Annotated in this window: 14 protein-coding genes and 1 riboswitch; of the genes, 12 read left to right on the top strand and 2 right to left on the bottom strand. The window is 40.9% G+C overall.

Annotated features, from left to right (window positions below; genetic code table 11):
• Positions 1-8: 8 nt before the first annotated feature.
• Together purH and purD are read left to right on the top strand one after the other, a co-directional pair.
• On the top strand, positions 9-1544 hold the full coding sequence (gene purH, locus MW695_RS13325; RefSeq protein ID WP_247105844.1) for a bifunctional phosphoribosylaminoimidazolecarboxamide formyltransferase/IMP cyclohydrolase: 1536 nt from the start codon (positions 9-11) through the stop codon (positions 1542-1544).
• Between the two features lie 23 nt (positions 1545-1567).
• Positions 1568-2839, top strand: a complete 1272-nt coding sequence (gene purD / locus MW695_RS13320) for a phosphoribosylamine--glycine ligase (protein WP_247105843.1) — start codon at positions 1568-1570, stop codon at positions 2837-2839.
• On the opposite strand, the gene MW695_RS23090 is transcribed toward purD, so the two are convergent.
• Positions 2814-2924, bottom strand: a complete 111-nt coding sequence (locus MW695_RS23090; protein ID WP_368859659.1) for an EYxxD motif small membrane protein — start codon at positions 2922-2924, stop codon at positions 2814-2816. The genes purD and MW695_RS23090 overlap by 26 nt on opposite strands.
• Positions 2925-3456: 532 nt before the next feature.
• Positions 3457-3726 (bottom strand): YgaP family membrane protein, encoded by a 270-nt coding sequence (locus MW695_RS13315; RefSeq protein ID WP_247105842.1) that lies wholly within the window; start codon positions 3724-3726, stop codon positions 3457-3459.
• Between the two features lie 128 nt (positions 3727-3854).
• On the opposite strand from MW695_RS13315, the gene MW695_RS13310 reads away from it, so the two are divergent.
• The 10 genes from MW695_RS13310 (at position 3855) to MW695_RS13265 (ending at position 19188) form a co-directional block, all read left to right on the top strand.
• Complete coding sequence (locus MW695_RS13310; protein ID WP_247105867.1) at positions 3855-5594, top strand: adenine deaminase C-terminal domain-containing protein; 1740 nt, start codon at positions 3855-3857, stop codon at positions 5592-5594.
• 54 nt (positions 5595-5648) lie between these two features.
• Positions 5649-6686, top strand: a complete 1038-nt coding sequence (locus MW695_RS13305) for a DUF3048 domain-containing protein (protein WP_247105841.1) — start codon at positions 5649-5651, stop codon at positions 6684-6686.
• Positions 6687-6714: 28 nt separating this feature from the next.
• Positions 6715-7026 carry a YerC/YecD family TrpR-related protein gene (locus tag MW695_RS13300; RefSeq protein ID WP_247105840.1) on the top strand — a complete coding sequence of 104 codons (312 nt, stop codon included), beginning with the start codon at positions 6715-6717 and terminating at the stop codon, positions 7024-7026.
• A gap of 311 nt (positions 7027-7337) precedes the next feature.
• Positions 7338-9074, top strand: a complete 1737-nt coding sequence (gene ade / locus MW695_RS13295) for an adenine deaminase (protein WP_247105839.1) — start codon at positions 7338-7340, stop codon at positions 9072-9074.
• A 145-nt stretch (positions 9075-9219) separates the two neighbouring features.
• A riboswitch (cobalamin riboswitch) is annotated at positions 9220-9415 on the top strand.
• A 162-nt stretch (positions 9416-9577) separates the two neighbouring features.
• Positions 9578-11761: a ribonucleoside-diphosphate reductase subunit alpha gene (locus tag MW695_RS13290; protein WP_247105838.1), complete on the top strand. Its 2184-nt coding sequence runs from the start codon at positions 9578-9580 to the stop codon at positions 11759-11761.
• An 18-nt stretch (positions 11762-11779) separates the two neighbouring features.
• Positions 11780-12820 carry a ribonucleotide-diphosphate reductase subunit beta gene (locus MW695_RS13285; protein ID WP_247105837.1) on the top strand — a complete coding sequence of 347 codons (1041 nt, stop codon included), beginning with the start codon at positions 11780-11782 and terminating at the stop codon, positions 12818-12820.
• 169 nt (positions 12821-12989) lie between these two features.
• Complete coding sequence (gene pcrB, locus MW695_RS13280) at positions 12990-13676, top strand: heptaprenylglyceryl phosphate synthase (protein ID WP_247105836.1); 687 nt, start codon at positions 12990-12992, stop codon at positions 13674-13676.
• A gap of 62 nt (positions 13677-13738) precedes the next feature.
• Entirely contained in the window at positions 13739-15958 is a 2220-nt protein-coding gene (gene pcrA / locus MW695_RS13275) for a DNA helicase PcrA (RefSeq protein WP_247105835.1), read from the top strand.
• 14 nt (positions 15959-15972) lie between these two features.
• Positions 15973-17979 (top strand): NAD-dependent DNA ligase LigA, encoded by a 2007-nt coding sequence (gene ligA / locus MW695_RS13270; protein ID WP_247105834.1) that lies wholly within the window; start codon positions 15973-15975, stop codon positions 17977-17979.
• A gap of 30 nt (positions 17980-18009) precedes the next feature.
• Positions 18010-19188, top strand: coding sequence for a CamS family sex pheromone protein (locus MW695_RS13265; RefSeq protein ID WP_247105833.1), 1179 nt, complete (start codon positions 18010-18012; stop codon positions 19186-19188).
• The last annotated feature ends 376 nt before the right edge of the window (positions 19189-19564 follow it).

The following is a 19564-nucleotide window of genomic DNA, read 5'->3' as shown; positions in this document are numbered from 1 at the left end:
GAGTAGATATGAGCAAGCGCGCATTAGTGAGCGTTTCAAATAAAGACGGAATCGTTGAATTTGTTCAACAACTTGTTGATCAAGGGTTTGAGGTCGTTTCAACGGGTGGGACAAAGAAAGCATTACAGGATGCAGGGGTACCGGTTATTGGAATCTCTGAAGTGACGAACTTTCCTGAAATTTTAGGTGGGCGTGTGAAAACACTACATCCAAATATTCATAGTGGTCTTTTAGCGATGAGAGATCTCGACGAACACCAAAAGCAATTGCAAGAGCATAATATTACACCAATTGATTTAGTAGTCGTTAATTTATATCCATTTAAAGAAACGATTGCGAAGTCGGATTGTACGTTTGCTGATGCAATTGAAAATATTGATATTGGTGGTCCAAGTATGCTTCGTGCGGCAGCAAAGAATCATCAGCATGTAACCGTTGTAGTAGATCCTGATGATTATGATACGGTTTTGTCTGAGCTGAAATCAGGTGATACTGTGACTGTTGAAACGAAGCGTCGTCTTGCAGCGAAGGTGTTCCGCCATACAGCAGCTTATGATGCGCTAATTGCTGAATACTTTACGGATGCAGTTGAAGAAACAGAGCCAGAAACGTTCACAGTTACATATGAGCGTAAGCAAGGATTGCGTTACGGTGAAAATCCACATCAACAAGCGACATTCTATAAGAAACCATTAGCTGATCATGCCTCCATTGCAAGTGCAAAGCAGCTTCATGGGAAAGAGTTATCCTATAATAACATTCATGATGCAGATGCGGCGTTAGCGATTGTTAAGGAATTTAGTGAGCCGGCTGTTGTTGCAGTGAAACATATGAATCCATGTGGGGTTGGGACAGGTCAAACGATTGAAGAAGCGTACAATCGTGCATACGAAGCTGATTCTGTTTCTATCTTCGGTGGAATTGTTGCGGCTAACCGCGAAATTGATCAAGCAACAGCATTAAAGATGAAGGAGATTTTCTTAGAAATTATTATTGCTCCTTCCTTTACGCAAGAAGCGATTGATGTGTTAACAGCGAAGAAGAATCTACGTTTACTTACGGTTGATGTGAAGAAGCAATCGAAGCCTGAAGCGATGCTCACATCGATTCATGGAGGTCTTCTTGTTCAAGATGAGGATACGTATGGCTTTGAAGATGCAAATATTGAAGTCGTGACAGAGCGACAGCCGACTGAAGAAGAATGGGAAGCGTTGAAGCTAGCATGGAAGGTTGTCAAGCATGTGAAATCTAATGCGATCGTATTAACGAATGGACAAATGACGGTTGGAGTAGGAGCAGGTCAGATGAACCGTGTCGGTGCAGCAGATATTGCTATTGCTCAAGCAAACGAGCGAATTAAAGGTGCAGTGATGGGGTCAGATGCTTTCTTCCCGATGGGGGATACAGTAGAGCTTGCTGGTAAAGCAGGCATCACAGCTGTTATTCAGCCTGGCGGTTCTATTAAGGATCAAGAATCGATTGATATGGCCAACAAATATGGCATTGCGATGGTTATGACAGGCGTACGTCATTTTAAACATTAGACAAAAGAAGGAGTGCATAAGCGGTGAACGTTCTAATTATTGGTAGTGGCGGACGCGAGCATGCATTAGCATGGAAAGCGGCGCAAAGCGAGCAAGTTAAGGAAGTCTTCGTTGCCCCTGGTAATGATGGAATGATAGATGTAGCGACACCTGTCGCTGTTGCAGAAAATGACCATGAAGGGCTTGTGGCTTTCGCGAAAGAAAAGAAAGTTGCGCTTACGATTGTAGGTCCTGAAGTACCTTTGTTAGCTGGTGTCGTTAATCGATTTGAAGAGGCGGGTTTACGCGTATTTGGACCGAAAAAAGATGCAGCGCTGCTTGAAGGTAGCAAATCGTTTGCGAAATCAATGATGAAGAAGTATAACATTCCAACAGGTGGATATGAAGTATTCACGAATTATGAACAAGCAGTAGCTTATGTGAAAGAACAAGGTGCTCCCATTGTCATTAAAGCAGACGGTCTTGCAGCAGGAAAAGGCGTGACTGTTGCGATGACAGAAGAAGAGGCCATTCAAGCATTAGATTCAATGTTAAATGATGAAGCCTTCGGTGAAGCAAGTGCACAAGTCGTCATTGAAGAATATCTTGAAGGTGAAGAGCTATCTCTAATGGCGTTTGTTCATCAGGATACAGTGATTCCTATGGTCGGTGCGCAAGACCATAAGCGAGCGTATGATGGGGATAAAGGTCCGAATACAGGCGGTATGGGATCGTATTCTCCAGTACCACAATTTACACAAGAAGATGTTCAGGAGGCTGTTGATAAAGTATTACAGCCAGCGGCAGATGCACTTATTTCAGAAGGGACACCTTTCACAGGGTTCTTGTATGCTGGATTAATGATGACAACTGCAGGCCCAAAAGTGATTGAGTTTAATGTTCGCTTCGGCGATCCTGAAACACAGGTCATTCTACCAAGGCTTGATTCTGACCTTGTTCAGGTCTGTATCGACTTGCTTGATGGTAAGAAACCTGAACTAAATTGGTCAGATGACGCGGTCATTGGAGTTGTCTTTGCGACGGAAGGCTACCCAGGTTCATACCCTAAAGGGACGGTCATTGAAGGTTTAGATCAGCTTGAATCAGACATTCTTGTCTTCCATGCTGGAACGAAAAAGGAAGATGGTCATTGGAAGACAAATGGTGGGCGTGTGTTTCTCATTGCATCTAGACAGTCTCATTTGCAAGATGCACAAAAACGAGTGTACGCACAGGCTGAATTAATAGGAAAAGAAGGCTTATTTTATCGTACTGATATTGGCTACCGTGCTATTTCGCGCCTCGCTTCTTCATAAAAAAATAAATAATGGCGACAATCGTCCCAATAACCATTGCATAAACGAATAAGGAATCAAGCGCAAATTCAGTAAAATCAAACATGTTGTCTCACACTCCTTTTGTATTAATGTGACCGATTTGTATTTATTTTATGATACCTTTTAGCAACAACTACTATAAGTTGTTGCTTTTTATGATGTCCTTTAAGCAACGAATGAAGCCGTTGCTTATTATATGAAAGTTATGTATGGAAACAGTCGATATTAAAGATGTGCCAAATGGAACCTCATTCCGTTAAATGAGTGAAAAACGCTGTTTATGCCTACCAAGAGGAACCTCATTCCGCTAATATGTAACAAAAAGAGGAAAGTGAAGCTCAAACGATTAAATAGCGGAACGAGGTTCAGAAAAGTCAGTCAAAATAAGCATAACCTCGGAAATAACGGAATGAGGTTCCATCAACTAGAGTATAGTAGCGCATTTTATTATTCCTTACAGGTTTGTTACAAACGTTTCTGTTTATGTAAAATAAATGTAAGAAGGAAAAAGCCTATCCATACAGTATAATAACTATAGCAAGAAATGCCTTATGAGAGGTGCTTGCCTCCCACAAGGTAAATGTTTACTGAAATGACTATTGGTAAGGTGTTGTAGAATGATCACTAGTTGGTTGAGAATCACTATTTTTTTCCTCAACAACATGGTGAGTCTTCTGATTTGCCAAGTACACTAATGGACAAAAACGTGTAATCCCTTCAGCTACTTTCATACTGCCTAGCATCGCTATTAGTATTGGTGCTGCTGATGACTGTCTCTTTGTCAATTTAGCTGTTGACCATGCGAGAATGGTAAGTCCCGCTGTAATTCGACATAGTGAATTAATTAAAGAAATGTTTGGTTTCATGTTGGTTAGCTCCTTTACAAATTCTTCACAGAAAGTTCGTGAACATTTTTAACATCTTTTATTATTTGATTAAGAAAGTTATGTTAAAGTAATGCTAAAGACTTATAGAAATGAAAGTAGTGATGACGATGCCAGAACGATTATATCGATGGACAAAGAAACGAATGCGTCAACAGCTTGAAGTAGTGAGAGGCGAACGTCCTCCTTCACTTGTTCTCAAGAATGCTACTTATCTTAACGTAGCAAGGCGAAAATGGGTTCGAGGTAACATTTGGGTTTCTGATGATCGAATTGTCTATGTCGGCAACGAATTACCAAATATGGTTTACGATACAGAAATAGTGGATTGTCAAAATATGAAAATTGTGCCTGGCTATATGGAGCATCATGCACATCCTTTTCAGTTGTATAATCCCCATACATTTGCGAAATATGCAGCGATGACAGGAACAACAACATTACTTAACGACAATATGATGTTATTTTTGCATCTCGAAAAAAAGAAAGCGCTTACGTTCATTGAAGAGTTAGATGAGCTACCTGTATCAATGTTTTGGTGGGCACGTTATGATGCTCAGACTGAGCTTTTAAATGATGATGCCTTCTCGAATTCGAAGATGAAGGAATGGCTGGATCATCCGCTAGTCATTCAAGGAGGGGAGCTTACGGCATGGCCGAAAGTGTTAGAAGGGGACGATGCGACACTACATTGGATGCAGGAGACAACTCATTTACGAAAACGAATTGAGGGACACTTACCAGGAGCTTCAAATAAGACCTTATCTCAGTTGGCTTTATTAGGTGTTACGGCTGATCATGAAGCGATGACAGGTGAAGAGGCTGTAAGGCGTTTAGATTTAGGCTATGTCACATCGTTGCGCCATTCGTCAATACGACCTGACCTTGCAAGGATTTTAAAAGAAATGAAGGCTATCGGTATTGATCGATTTGATCGCTGCTTATTAACGACGGATGGTTCACCACCGTCATTTTATAAAGATGGAGTAATGGATAAACTAATTGCGATAGCTATTGAAAGTGGAGTTACTCCGATTGATGCATACTTAATGGCTAGTTATAACCCAGCTGTTTATTATCAGCTTGATCATAAGCTTGGTATGATTGCTCCTGGACGTATTGCCCACTTAAATATCATCCAAGATGAATTCCACCCTACCCCCATTTCGGTCATCGCAAAAGGACAATGGGTGTTAAAGGACAAGAAGAGATGTGTGACGTTTGATCAATTTTCATGGGATCAATATGAGACAAAGCCGTTTCATATTGATTGGGACTTAAAGGAGGATGAGCTTCACTTTTCAATGCCTATGGGAATTGAAATGGTTAACTCCGTTATTTTAAAGCCGTATCGTATCTCTGTGGAAGGTTCACATCCTACGATAAGAAATGGTCATGATGAGAGTTTCTTTGTGATGATTGACCGATATGGGAAGTGGCAGTTGACGACGATGATTAAAGGCTTTGCTACACATGTTCAAGGCTTTGCTAGTACATTTACGGTTACAGGTGATATTATACTTATTGGGAAGAGTGTGCCTGATATGGTTCGCGCATTTAATGCATTGAAGGAACAAGGCGGGGGATTAGCGCTTGTTGAAAGCGGTGAAGTTATTGGAAGGATTCCGCTCGAAATATTTGGGATGCTCTCAAAGAAAGCAATGGAGGATTTAATTCCAGAGGAGGAGGAATTTGTTTCTCTCCTGCGAGAGCGGGGCTATAAGTATGAAGATCCAATTTATAGTATGCTTTTCTTTTCATCGACTCATTTGCCGTATATTCGAGTCACGCAGCAAGGAATTTATGATGTTAAGAAGAAAACGATACTCTTTCCTGCGATTATGCGTTAAACTAGACGTAGAGGAAAGCGTTACTAAGTTAAAGGGAAAAAGGTTGTGCGACAGATGAAAGGAACGAAAATCCTAACGGTACTACTAGTAAGTGGGATCATGATAGCAGGATGTTCGAATACCGAAGAAACTAAATTGCCGGATGAAGAACCTGAAGATTCGGTAGAAGAACCTATTGAAGAAGAACTAGAACCTTCTCCGCTATTCACTTATCCGTTAACTGGGCTACAAGCAGAGGAAGAAAGTGGAGATCGAATAATCGGTGTAACGATCAATAACGATCCACGAGCTCGTCCGCAAACAGGGCTCGTGGACGCTGATGTTGTTTATGAATTATTAGCAGAGGGAAATATTACTCGTTTTGTTGCGTTGTACCATAGTATACTTCCCGAAAAAATTGGTCCTATTCGTAGCTCTAGAGCTTACCATATTGATTTATTAAAAGGCTATAATAGTATTTTTGTTACTCATGGCTGGAGTCCCGAAGCTGAGCAGCGACTAACGGTCAATAGAGAATTGGATTATATTAGTGGTATGAAGTATGATGGTACGTTATTTCAGCGGTCATCAGATCGTGTAGCGCCTCACAATTCTTACATTACAGCTCGTCAGATTCTTCAAGGGATCGAACAAGAAGGGTACGAGCGTACAGGTGATGTTCCTACATTCGAGTTTTATAGCCTAGATGATGAGTATGAAGTTGAGGGTGAGAACGCCGAGAGTGTTGTTGTTCAATATTCAAGCGGTCATCGCATTAATTACGAATTTAACGTGGAATTATCAGGTTATACAAGAGCAAACGGTGAACTACAAACAGCAGATCATGAAACAGGGGAGCCACAGTTGATTGAGAATTTATTTGTAGTCGAAACGTCTCATCAGGTTGTGGATGAACAGGGACGCCGAATGATTGATTTAAACTCTGGTGGACAAGCTCTCTTGTTTCAGCATGGGAAAGTACAATCAGTTGATTGGGAAAACCTAGATGGGATTATTACACCTGTTAAAGATGGTCATGTTGTTCCACTCGTACCAGGACAAACGTGGGTGAATGTCATTCCGATGGGGATCGATCAACATATTATTTATTAATGTTTGGATGTCAGAAGGATGTGAAAAAATGCAAATTGACAAGCTAAGAGGGAAAGAGCTCGACCAATTATTTAAAGCAATCCTGTCATTGAAGGATCTGGAAGAATGTTATGAATTCTTTGATGATTTATGCACGATTAATGAAATTCAATCGTTAGCGCAACGGTTAGAAGTGGCGAGAATGCTACAAAATGGCTACACATACCATAAGATTGAAACTGAAACAGGTGCGAGCACAGCAACGATTTCTCGAGTGAAACGTTGCCTCAATTATGGTAATGATGGATATAAGATGACATTAGACCGTGTAAGGGAACTCGGTGAAAACGCAGAAGCGTAGATGAGAAGAGAACGACAGGTGGATGATAAGGGCACGGAAAAGTTCGGTTTGTAACTTTTCCTGTGCCCTCGTTTGTTTTTTGTAACATATGCAAAGTGACATTCTGTTGTAAAAGGAATGCTTCGAATGCGCGCGTTACATGCTTTCTGATAGAATAACCTTTTTAGAAAAGCTCACCCACGTTGTAACGACTCAACACGGAGGAATTAATAAAAGACTGCTGAACAGGTATTCTTAGACTTTCTTTTCTCAGCTATTTAAGATACGATATTCCTCAAGAATATGAGCGATGTTAAAAAGAGGTGTACGAAATGTGTGTAAAAATAAAAGCAAGGTTAAAAGCAGCAACAAAGGCTGAGAAAGCAGATACTGTCATTAAGAATGGCAAGATAATTGACGTTTTTACATTAACGATATATGAGGCGGATGTAGCGATTACCGATGGCGTTATTGTTGGTATCGGCGAATATGATGGGAATGAAGTAATTGATGCAAAAGGTGCGTATATTTCGCCGTCATTTATTGATGGACATGTACATATCGAATCTGCTATGGTTCCACCTGAGGAATTCGCACGCATTGTTGTTCCAAAAGGAGTCACAACGGTGATGGCCGATCCGCATGAAATTGCGAACGTTGGTGGAATGGAAGCTGTTCGTTATATGATTGACGCTGCAAAGGGGCTTCCACTTGATGTGAAGGTGATGGTCCCTTCTTCTGTTCCTGCTACCTCCTTTGAAAATAGTGGTTCGAGTCTTACCGCAGAAGAAGTTGAGACGTTATTTCAAGAAACGGAGGCGTATGGATTGGCGGAGGTGATGGACTATCCCTCTGTCTTCTCTGCTCAGAAGGAAATGCTTGCAAAGATCAGTGCAGCGAAGAAACGTCATAAGCCGATTGATGGTCATGCTGCGGGCTTAGATACAGTTGGGATTAATGCATATCGAGTAGCTGGAATTGAGAATGACCATGAAGCCGTAACAGCTGAAGAAGCATTGGACCGTATTCGGCGTGGCATGTACGTGTTAATGAGAGAAGGAACAGCTGCGAAAGATATTGAGGCACTATTGCCGATATTAACCCCCTCTAATGCGAGAAGATGTGTGTTTGCAACGGATGACAAGCATTTAGATGATTTAATTGATGAAGGCAGTATTGACGCTTCTATTCGTAAAGCCATTCGATTAGGTGTAGAGCCCCTTCAGGCGATCCAAATGGCCAGCCTCAATGCAGCAGAATGCTTCAAGCTAACAGAAAAAGGAGCAATAGCACCAGGCTACGAAGCGAGCTTTTTATTCATTGAGGACCTGCAAGAATTAACGATACAGTCTGTGTTTGTAAAAGGAGAATGTGTCGCACAAAATGGGAAGCTTGTTCAATCTATCCGAGAGTATGTAGCACCTCCAGCCTATTTATTAGAAAGTGTTCATATGAAATTGAAGAAAGAATCGCTTCAGTTAAAACTTGAAGAAGCCAATAAGGCCAATGTGATCACTGTTACACCTGGTTCAATTGTGACAAAAGCAATGGTTGAGGAAGTCACGGTGGAAAATGGCCTATTTGTTCCATCTGTTAAACAAAACCAATTAAAGCTTGTTGTTGCAGAAAGGCACCATCGATTAGGGCATATAGGAGTTGGTATTGTAAAAGGCTTTCCGATCAAAAATGGTGCAATTGCCGCATCAATCGCTCATGATTCACACAATATTGTTGTATGCGGAACAGATGACGATAGTATATATAGGGCGATCTCACATGTTGCTGATTTAAAAGGTGGTATTGCTGTTGTGTCAGAAGGGGAAGTGTTGGCCGATGTATCGTTACCTCTGGCAGGATTAATGTCACTTGAATCTTATTCGACCGTTTACCGATCATTGAGCGCATTAGAAGAGGCTTTAGTGAAAATTGGGTTTGATGAAAAATGGAACCCATTTTTAACTTTATCTTTTTTGGCGTTACCTGTTATCCCGGAATTGAAATTAACGGATTTAGGTTTATTCGATGTTCGTTCCTTTTCTCATATTGACGTTGGAGTGAACGACGTGTAAATTTTTTTTAGAACGAAACAGGCGTACTGGCTCATGTTGGGCAAATTTGACGAAAACGTTCAAAAAAATATGCTTGCAAATAATAGTGGTATTCTGTACCATATACTATATATCGTAATAAAAAGTGAATTAAGCAACTATATATTGATTTTTGTGGAATGACGGTGTATTTACTACTTAATAGGGAATCTGGTTAAAGTCCAGAGCTGCCCCCGCAACTGTAAGTGTGGACGAAATGAAAAATCCACTGTGTAAGCTGCTAGAATGAGCTAGTTTACATGGGAAGGTTCAGAGTAGAACGAAGCACGAGTCAGGAGACCTGCCGTATTCCAAAGTCAGCTATCTTCGGGGTGTAAGAAGTGAGACGGCCTATTCTACATAATGTATGGTGAATACATATGCCGTTTCGCGCCCTTCCCACATGTGAGAAGGGCGCTTTTTGTACCTTCAATAGTTGTTTTCTCATTTAAATAATTGTGTCGTTTAAGGGAGAGTGTATCGAAATGAATCAAACTCTTGAAAAGAAATCATTTCAGGAAGCTTTAGTAGCTGGATTTCCTCAATTGAATGTTGAGCAGTGGATTAACAAGTGGAAGGAAACCGATACGTGGGATAATCGTGCATTAAGCGCGCTAACTGAACTAGATATGGATCAGCCTGACTGGACATATGTTGCAGCTAGATGTTATTTAAATGGTTTATATGAGCAAGTACAAACAAGACGCCAAATTGATGATGAGTATTCACAGTTTTCAGCATTAATAGAGGAACTAGTTGAAAAAGGGATTTATGATGAACGATTAAATGCATATACAACAGACGAGCTTCATGAGCTAGAAGCTGCGTTTCAAGGGAAAGAAGACGAGCGCTTTACGTATGTTGGCATAAAGACTTTAGCAGACCGTTATTTAGCTCGTGACTTTGATGGAACGTTATTAGAGCTTCCGCAAGAGAGATGGATGGTCATTTCGATGATGCTCATGGTCAATGAGCCAGTAAAAAAGCGTGTCGAACTCGTTAAGGAAAGTTATTGGGCACTATCTCATCTATACATGACAGTTGCAACACCGACCCTTGCGAATGCAGGGAAAAAAGGTGGTCAGCTTTCGAGTTGTTTCATTGATACGGTTGAGGATGACTTGCGTTCGATCTTTGACAGCTGTACCGATGCAGCAACAGTTAGTAAAAACGGTGGAGGGCTTGGTGTATATCTTGGCAAGATTCGTGCTAAGGGCTCAAGCATTCGTGGCTTCAAAGGGGTTTCATCAGGTGTCATTCCATGGATGAAGCAATTAAATAACGTTGCTGTTAGTGTGGATCAGCTCGGTCAACGTCAAGGAGCGATTGCCGTTTATTTAGATGTTTGGCATAAGGATATCTTTTCATTCTTAGACGCGAAGCTAAACAATGGAGATGAGCGCCAACGAACACATGATTTATTTACGGCAGTCTCCGTACCTGATGTATTCATGGAGGCGGTAGACAATCGTGATAACTGGTATCTGTTTGATCCTCATGAAGTGAGAGAAGTGATGGGCTTCTCGTTAGAAGATCATTATGATGAAGAAAAGGGTGCCGGGTCCTTCCGTGAACGATATGAGCAATGTGTCAATCATCCGTTACTATCGAAGGAGGAGGTTCCAGCCATCGAAATCATGAAACGAGTTATGATTTCGCAGCTTGAAACAGGAACACCGTACATGTTCTATCGTGATACAGCGAATCGCTTAAATCCGAACTCTCATAATGGTATGATATACGGCTCTAATTTATGTACAGAAATTATGCAAAATATGAGTTCAACAGTTATCACAGAAGAAGCGCTTGAGGATGGAACAATTCGTATTACGAAAAAGCCTGGGGACTATGTTGTTTGTAACTTAAGCTCATTATCAATTGCGAATGTATTGAAGGATGACGTCTTAGATCGTGTTATTGCAATCCAAATTCGGATGCTAGATAATGTTATTGATATTAATAAGCTTGATGTGAAGCAAGCTGAACTAACAAACCAAACGTATCGTGCGATTGGTGGCGGGACGTATGGCTGGCATCATCATTTAGCACGTAATGGTATTAAGTGGGAATCAGAGGAAGCAGTACAAGAGGTTGAGCGTGTCTATGAGAAGATCAATTATGCTGCGATAAAGGCAAGCCTTTCAATAGCGAAGGAAAAAGGAGCTTATCCGAAATTCAAAGGCTCTGAATGGGAAACAGGTGCTTATTTCAATAAGCGCGATTACAATACTCCACAATGGCAGGAGCTCCAAGCTGATGTAAAAGAGCATGGTATCCGTAATGGTTACCTATTGGCGGTAGCTCCGAATGCAACGACGGCTCTTATTGCGGGTTCAACTGCTTCAATTGATCCGATTTTCTCGAAGCTCTACATGGAGGAGAAGAAGAATTATCGTATTCCAGTCGTAGCACCTGAGTTAAATTCAGAGACGACATGGCTCTATAAAGCAGCTCACCTAATCGATCAAAAATGGAGTATTCGTCAAAACGGAAGAAGACAACGTCATATCGACCAAGGGATTTCTTTTAATATTTATGTTCCGAATAATGTTCGCGCGAAAGACCTACTTGAATTGCACATGCTCGCATGGCAGGAAGGGCTGAAGACGACTTATTATGTTCGATCTACATCTTCGACAGTTGAAGATTGTGAGAGTTGTTCAAGCTAAAGAGGGGAGAGAGCGGTTATGGTAGATACAATGAAGCAACGAAAGCTATATGATATTTATGCACCGAATGCATCAACAGGAATTATTAATGGAGAAAGCTCTAATGTTCTAAACTGGGATGATGTACGCTTTTCTTGGGCTTACCCATTATATAAAAATATGCTCGCAAACTTTTGGACACCTTTTGAGATTAATATGACCCATGACGCGAAGCAGTTTCCTAATTTATCCAATGACGAACAAGAGGCGTTTAAGAAAATTATTGGACTTCTGGCCTTTTTAGATAGTATTCAAACGGATTATACGTTACGTGTAGCTGATTATTTGACAGACTCAAGTATGGCTGCATTAATGAGTGTGCTATCATTCCAAGAGGTTGTCCATAACCAAAGCTATTCGTATGTGCTATCAAGTCTTGTGCCAAAGTCTGTGCAGGATGAGATCTATGAATATTGGAAGAAGGATGAAGTCCTAAGAGAAAGAAATGAATTTATCGTAGATGGTTATGAGGAGTTTGTCGGTAATCCAACGCCGGAGTCATTAGCGAAATCCATTGTCTATGATGTAATTTTAGAAGGATTGAATTTCTATTCAGGCTTTGCCTTCTTCTACAATTTAGCGCGTCACCAGAAAATGGTTTCGACATCAACGATGATTAATTATATTAATCGAGATGAGCAGCTTCATGTTCACCTATTTGCTAATATTTTCAAAGAGCTGCTGAAGGAAAATCCTGAGCTTGATAATGAGGAAATGAAGCAGTTTGTTGAAGATGCATTCAAAAAGGCAACAGAGCTTGAGATCAATTGGTTCCGTTACATTATTGGTGACCGGCTAGAAGGGATCAACCCTGAAGAAATGGAATCCTATTTAAAATTTATCGCAAATAAACGTGTGAAGCAGCTTGGTTATGATTATATTTACCCTGAGCATCGCACGAATACGATGCGTTGGATTAAAGCATATGAAGATGTGAACATGGCAAAAAGTGATTTCTTTGAACAAAAATCACGACAATATGCAAAAGTTTCAAGTGATAATGGATTTGATGAATTATAAGAATGATCATAAGGGTGCCAATAAGGTTGCAATAAAAGCCTTGTTGGCTTTTTTTTTTGCCGTACATTTGCAAAAATATGCTACTTGCGTTTTCTTCATAATAGACGACAACGTTTTGCTTATTTGATATAATGAAGGCTTAGATGCAGTAGAAACGGAGTTGAATGTTTTGCTTGAGTATCAGGAGTGGCGCCATGTTTTTAAGCTTGATCCGAATAAGGAAATAACAGATGAAGCGTTAGAAAAAGTATGTGAATCAGGTACAGATGGCATTATTATTGGTGGGAGTGATGGTGTAACGTTAGATAATACGTTACACTTATTAGCACGTGTAAGGCGTTACCCCGTGTCCTGTGCGTTAGAAGTATCTGATCTTGAAGCGATTACGCCAGGCTTTGATTATTTTTTTATTCCGTCGGTATTGAATAGTCCTCATGTTAAATGGATTACAGGATATCATCATGCAGCTGTTAAGGAATACGGAGCGATTATGAATTGGGATGAAATTGTCGTTGAAGGGTATTGTGTGTTAAATGAAGAGTCTAAGGTTGGCAGGTTAACAGAAGCGAATGCGCAACTGTCAACAGAAGATGTCGTTGCTTATGCGAGAATGGCGGAAAGCCTCTACAGAATGCCGATTTTTTATGTTGAATATAGTGGAAGGTATGGCGATGCTACGCTTGTGAAGGAAGTTGCGAGTGTGTTAAACGAAACAAAGCTTTTTTATGGTGGTGGCATTCGTTCGCTTGAACAAGCTAAGGAAATGTCTCAAGCTGCAGATGTGATTGTTGTCGGTAATTTCATTTATGACGATTTAGATGCGGCACTGAAAACCGTTCAAGCTGTGAAACAATGATTGATTGAGGATGAATAAAGAGTTAAGATAAATGATAAGAACATTCGTTTGGTGGTGGGAATATGCAAACAAATATCATTGAAAAAATGCTCGCTGGTTTAAACCCGGAACAAAGGCAGGGTGTGACCCATACGGAGGGCCCGTTATTATTAATGGCTGGGGCGGGTAGTGGGAAAACACGTGTGTTAACGCATCGGATTGCGTATTTGATACGTGAGAAGGCAGTAGCTCCATGGAGTGTGCTGGCGATTACATTTACGAACAAAGCAGCACGAGAAATGAAGGAACGTGTTGCAGGATTAGTAGGGCCGATTGCTGAAGATATTTGGATGTCGACCTTTCACTCGATGTGTGTACGTATTTTGCGGCGTGATATTGATCGAATCGGCTATAATCGTAACTTTACTATTTTAGATTCGACAGATCAGTTATCCGTCATTAAACAAATATTAAAGAAGCAAAACATTGATCCGAAGAAATTTGATGCAAGAAGCATACTTGGGATGATTAGTAGTGCCAAGAATGAACTGAAAAAGCCCGATCAGTATGCGGCAGTTGCTCAAGGACCTTTCGAGCAAACCGCTGCTGATGTTTACATTGACTATCAAAAGCAATTACAAAAGAATCATGCGCTTGATTTCGATGATCTTATTATGAAAACGATTGAGCTATTTCATATTGTTCCAGAGGTTCTTGAATTTTACCAACGTAAATTTCAGTATATTCATGTGGATGAGTATCAAGATACAAATCGTGCACAATATGTATTAGTGAATCTATTGGCTGATCGTTATAAAAATATTTGTGTCGTCGGGGATTCCGATCAGTCGATTTATCGCTGGCGTGGTGCTGATATTGCCAATATTTTATCGTTTGAGGAGGATTACCCTGACGCAACCGTTATTTTACTTGAACAAAATTATCGTTCGAGTAAAATAATTCTTCAAGCGGCCAATTATGTGATTGAAAATAATCGTAACCGTAAACCGAAGAAGCTATGGACAGATAATGAAGCAGGCAATAAAATTGGCTATTTTGCGGCTGATTCTGAACAGTCAGAGGCTCAGTTTGTTGTCGAGATGATTCGGGAAGCGGTACGTGAGAAAGGCTTTAAGGAATCTGATATTGCGATTTTGTATCGAACAAATGCCCAATCTCGTGTTATTGAGGAATTCTTTGTGAAATCAAATATCGATTATACGATGGTCGGCGGCACTAAATTCTATGATCGTAAAGAAATTAAAGATGTCCTTGCTTATTTAAGGCTAATTGCTAACCCTGATGATGATATTAGCTTACAGCGCGTTATTAATGTGCCGAAGCGTGGGATTGGGGCAACGACTGTTGATAAAGTTGCGGATTACGCTGTCAACCAAGGCTTAACACTGTTTGCTGCCCTGCAAGAAGTCGAACAAATGGGATTACCAGCTCGTACAGCAAACAAATTAAAGGATTTTTCAGAGCAAGTGAGTCATTGGGTACAAATGCAAGAATATTTATCCGTTACAGAGCTTGTTGAAGAACTGCTTGAGCGTACAGGGTATCGTGATATGTTGAAGAATGAGCAAACGATTGAAGCGCAAAGTCGGTTAGAAAATATTGACGAGTTTCTAACGGTGACGAATGAATTTGAAAAGCGAAATGAGGATAAAGCGCTCATTAACTTCTTAACTGATCTCGCATTAGTGGCTGATATTGATCAGTTAGATGAAGAAGACGAAGGAAAACCAAAAGAGGCAGTTACATTAATGACGCTTCATTCAGCGAAAGGGTTAGAGTTTCCGCTAGTCTTCCTTATTGGGATGGAGGAAGGGGTATTCCCTCATAGTCGCTCTCTATTTGAACAGGATGAAATGGAAGAAGAGCGTCGCCTTGCTTACGTAGGTATTACACGAGCAGAGCAACAGCTCTATATGACAAATGCCCGAATGAGGACATTATATGGTCGAACGAACACCAATCCTCCATCGCGATTTATCGCCGAAATCCCAGATCTTTGCATAGAACCATTGCATGAAGTGAAGGAGGAGCCGGCTTGGTTACATACACCTAAGCCAACAAATCGCCCTCCTGTAGCACAGGCAAGAGCAACCGTATCGACAACGGGTGGAGACCAATTCTCATGGAGTGTCGGTGACAAAGCTGAGCATAAAAAGTGGGGCGTTGGTACCGTTGTTAGTATAAAAGGGACCGATGACGCGCTTGAGCTGGACATTGCGTTTCCGAATCCGACTGGTGTAAAGCGATTATTTGCTAAGTTTGCACCCATTACGAAAATATAGAGAGGACGAGGAGAATGGAGCGACAGGATGCCAAAAAACGTGTGGAAGAGCTACGAGCAATAGTGGAGGAGTATGGATACCATTATTATGTGTTGGATCAACCACTCGTTTCTGACGCTGAATATGATCAATTATTTCACGAACTATTAAAAATAGAGACTGAATTTCCAGACTTACGTACGGAGGATTCACCGACTGTACGTGTCGGAGGTGAGCCTCTACCCCATTTTGAAAAAGTTGAGCATCGCATTCCGATGTTGAGCTTAGGAAATGCGTTCTCAGCTGATGACTTATCTGATTTTGATCGTAGAGTACGTCAATTGGTCGGGGATTCTGTTAGTTATACATGTGAATTGAAAATTGATGGACTAGCCATTTCTCTTCAGTATGACCAAGGTCGCTTCGTTCGTGGGGCAACTAGAGGCGATGGAACGATAGGTGAGGACATTACTGAAAACTTAAAAACCATCGCTGCGATTCCACTTAAGCTAAAGGAAGCTGTAACGATTGAAGTACGTGGTGAAGCCTACATGCCTAAGCCCTCATTCGAGAAGCTTAATGAAGCGAAGGAAAAATTGGGAGACGAGAAGTTTGCTAATCCTCGTAATGCAGCAGCAGGTTCATTACGACAGCTAGATCCGAAGCTTGCAGCTAAACGGAATTTGTCGATGTTTACTTATGCCATTGGTTCGATTGAAGGAAAGGAGATTCAAACTCACAGTGAAGGTCTTGATTACTTACAGGAGCTTGGTTTCCGTGTCAATCGTGAGAGTAAACGATGTGAAACGATTGAAGAGGTCATCCGCTATACAGAGGAATGGGTTGAAAAGCGTGCAGATCTTCCTTATGAAATTGATGGTATTGTCATTAAAGTCGATCAATTAGCCTTACAGGAAAAGCTAGGCTTTACAGCGAAAAGTCCTCGTTGGGCAACGGCATTTAAGTTTCCAGCAGAGGAGGTCGTAACAAGGTTGGAGGATATCGAGCTGAGCGTTGGTCGGACAGGTGTGGTGACACCGACAGCTCTATTATCCCCGGTAACGGTTGCGGGGACAACGGTGAAGCGAGCTTCCTTACATAATGAGGACTTGATCCGTGAGAAGGATTTAAAGCTAGGTGATTTTGTTGTTATTAAAAAGGCCGGAGATATTATTCCTGAAGTCGTGAACGTCTTAGCAGAGCGTCGCGATGGAACGGAAAAGGACTTTTCGATGCCAACTCATTGTCCTGATTGTGGAAGTGAGCTTGTTCGATTAGAAGGAGAGGTCGCTCTTCGATGCATTAACCCACAATGCCCTGCACAAATCAAGGAAGGGCTTATTCATTTTGTTTCTAGAAATGCAATGAATATTGATGGTCTTGGTGAACGTATTATTGTGCAATTATTTGATCATGAGTTAGTTCGTGATGTTGCCGACCTATATAAGCTTGAGCGCGATACATTGCTGAAGCTTGAGCGAATGGGCGAGAAATCTGTTGATAATTTACTACAAGCGATCGAAAAAACAAAAGAAAATTCATTAGAACGGTTGTTATTCGGGCTCGGTATTCGTTTTGTTGGGGCAAAGGCGGCTAAGACATTAGCAATCGAATTTGAAACGATTGATCAGCTTGTTCAAGCTACCGAAGAAGAGCTAGAGGCGGTTAATGAAATTGGTGAGAAAATGGCTGCTTCCATTCGTCGTTATTTCCAAAAGCCAGAAGTGTTAGAGCTACTTCAAGAATTAAGAAAATTAGGAGTCAATCTTGTATATAAAGGGCCTAAACGACAAAGTGTTGATAGTGAACAGAGTGATAGTCCGTTTGCTGGCAAGACAATTGTATTAACAGGAAAGCTTGAGCAGCTAACACGAGATGAAGCGAAGGAAAAAATCGAAGCACTCGGTGGCAAGATTACAGGAAGCGTGAGTAAGAAGACTGATCTTGTCATAGCAGGTGAAGCGGCAGGCTCGAAAAAGAAAAAGGCAGAACAATTACAGATCGAGATTTGGGATGAAGAACAGATGCTTAAGCATCTATAATAAAGAGTAGGGGAGAGGGGGGAAACGGTGATGAAGAAGTCGTTAGGTCTTTTGATGATTGCCCTACAAGCTATCATTTTGTCAGGATGTCTTTCATTATTTCCTGAAGATGAAGAAGTGGAGAGAGAAGAGGTTACAGATCCGGATGAACAAATGGTAGAGGTTGTACCACAGCTAGTAACGCCGGATAACTATTATCGTAGTGTCTTATATGATGGTGCTTATCTTCACGGGGAATCACGTGGATTTGGGAATTCAGTTGTGTATAACCGATTGGATTTAGACAAGTTAGAAATAGGTTTACAACGAATTGCACAAGAATACTTTGAACCAGAGGAGTATTTCTTTCGAGAAGGTCAGTTTATTCGCCGAAACCAACTTAATGCTTGGTTGATGAGGTACGATGAAGATGATAATCCTACTGGTTTGAATCCACCACTTGGAGATGAAGATGATTTAAAAGCGCAGGAGGAAAATCAGCCTCGTGTGTTATCACATATATTAGAGCACAATTATTTAGTAGAAAATTCAAATGGGCAATTTAATTTAGGTGGAATTGTCATTGGTTTATCACTCAATAGTGTCTACAATTTTCGAGTGGAAGATGAGGAAGGACTGTTTTATTTCTATGAAACGGACATTCCAGATGATGTGATCGAAAATGAAGGACAAGAGTTAGCCGATCGTGTGTTAGAGCGTATCCGTTCGGAGAATTTTGAAGAGGGAGCTTTTACCGATATACCGATTGTGTTTGCGCTATTTCAAGAGGAGCCTCGTGACTCAGCTATCCCTGGGCGATTTATCGCAACGGCGAAAGCAGACCCAAATAGCGGTATTGATCGTTGGCAACGAATTGATGAAACGTATTATTTATTCCCATCACGTGACGCCAATAATAATGTTCGTAATGAAGCAGATCAATTTCAACGTTTCAGTGATGATATCCAAGGATTTTTTGATACGTATGTCGGTGTAGTTGGGACAGGGCGTTATTTAGATAACCAGATTCAAGAGCTAACGATTGAAGTTCCTATCCGTTATCAAGGAACAGCAGAAATTGTTGCGATGACGCAATTTGCCGCTAATCAAATTCAAGAACGCTTTGATGAAGGCTACAAAATAACACTTGAAGTTACATCCATTTCAGGTAACGTCGAAAGTGTCGTCATTGTGAATCCGAATGAAGAACCAGTCATTCATATATTTTAAATGGATTGTTTTAAGAGTGTCCAAAAAGGTGAAACCTTTTGGACGCTCTTTTTTACATAATCAGAATTTATAAGTGGTTCCCCGATTCTAGTCTTTCGATTGGATGGAAACGGGGGCAGAGGTCATTGCTGTATGCGGTTCCTCATTCTTCTATTTCTCATCTATTTCCCTTTTTCATGTCGTTACGGTTCCTCATTCCGCTATTTCAGATTTTATTGCTCTTTTTGGAATTATTATGCTTAATTAGCGGAATGAGAGTTTCACTTTCTTCTCAGAAAGCTGTTTTTTTCCGATTTAGAGGAATGAAGGTTCCCTATTTGATAAATCAGAAATTAAATTGTCCCAGAAGTTAGGGAAGGGGAGTGAGGAAGATCTA

This window comes from Halalkalibacter sp. APA_J-10(15), from assembly GCF_023017105.1.
Lineage (GTDB): Bacteria > Bacillota > Bacilli > Bacillales > Bacillaceae_D > Halalkalibacter.
This window is presented reverse-complemented; position numbering and strand designations above follow the sequence as displayed.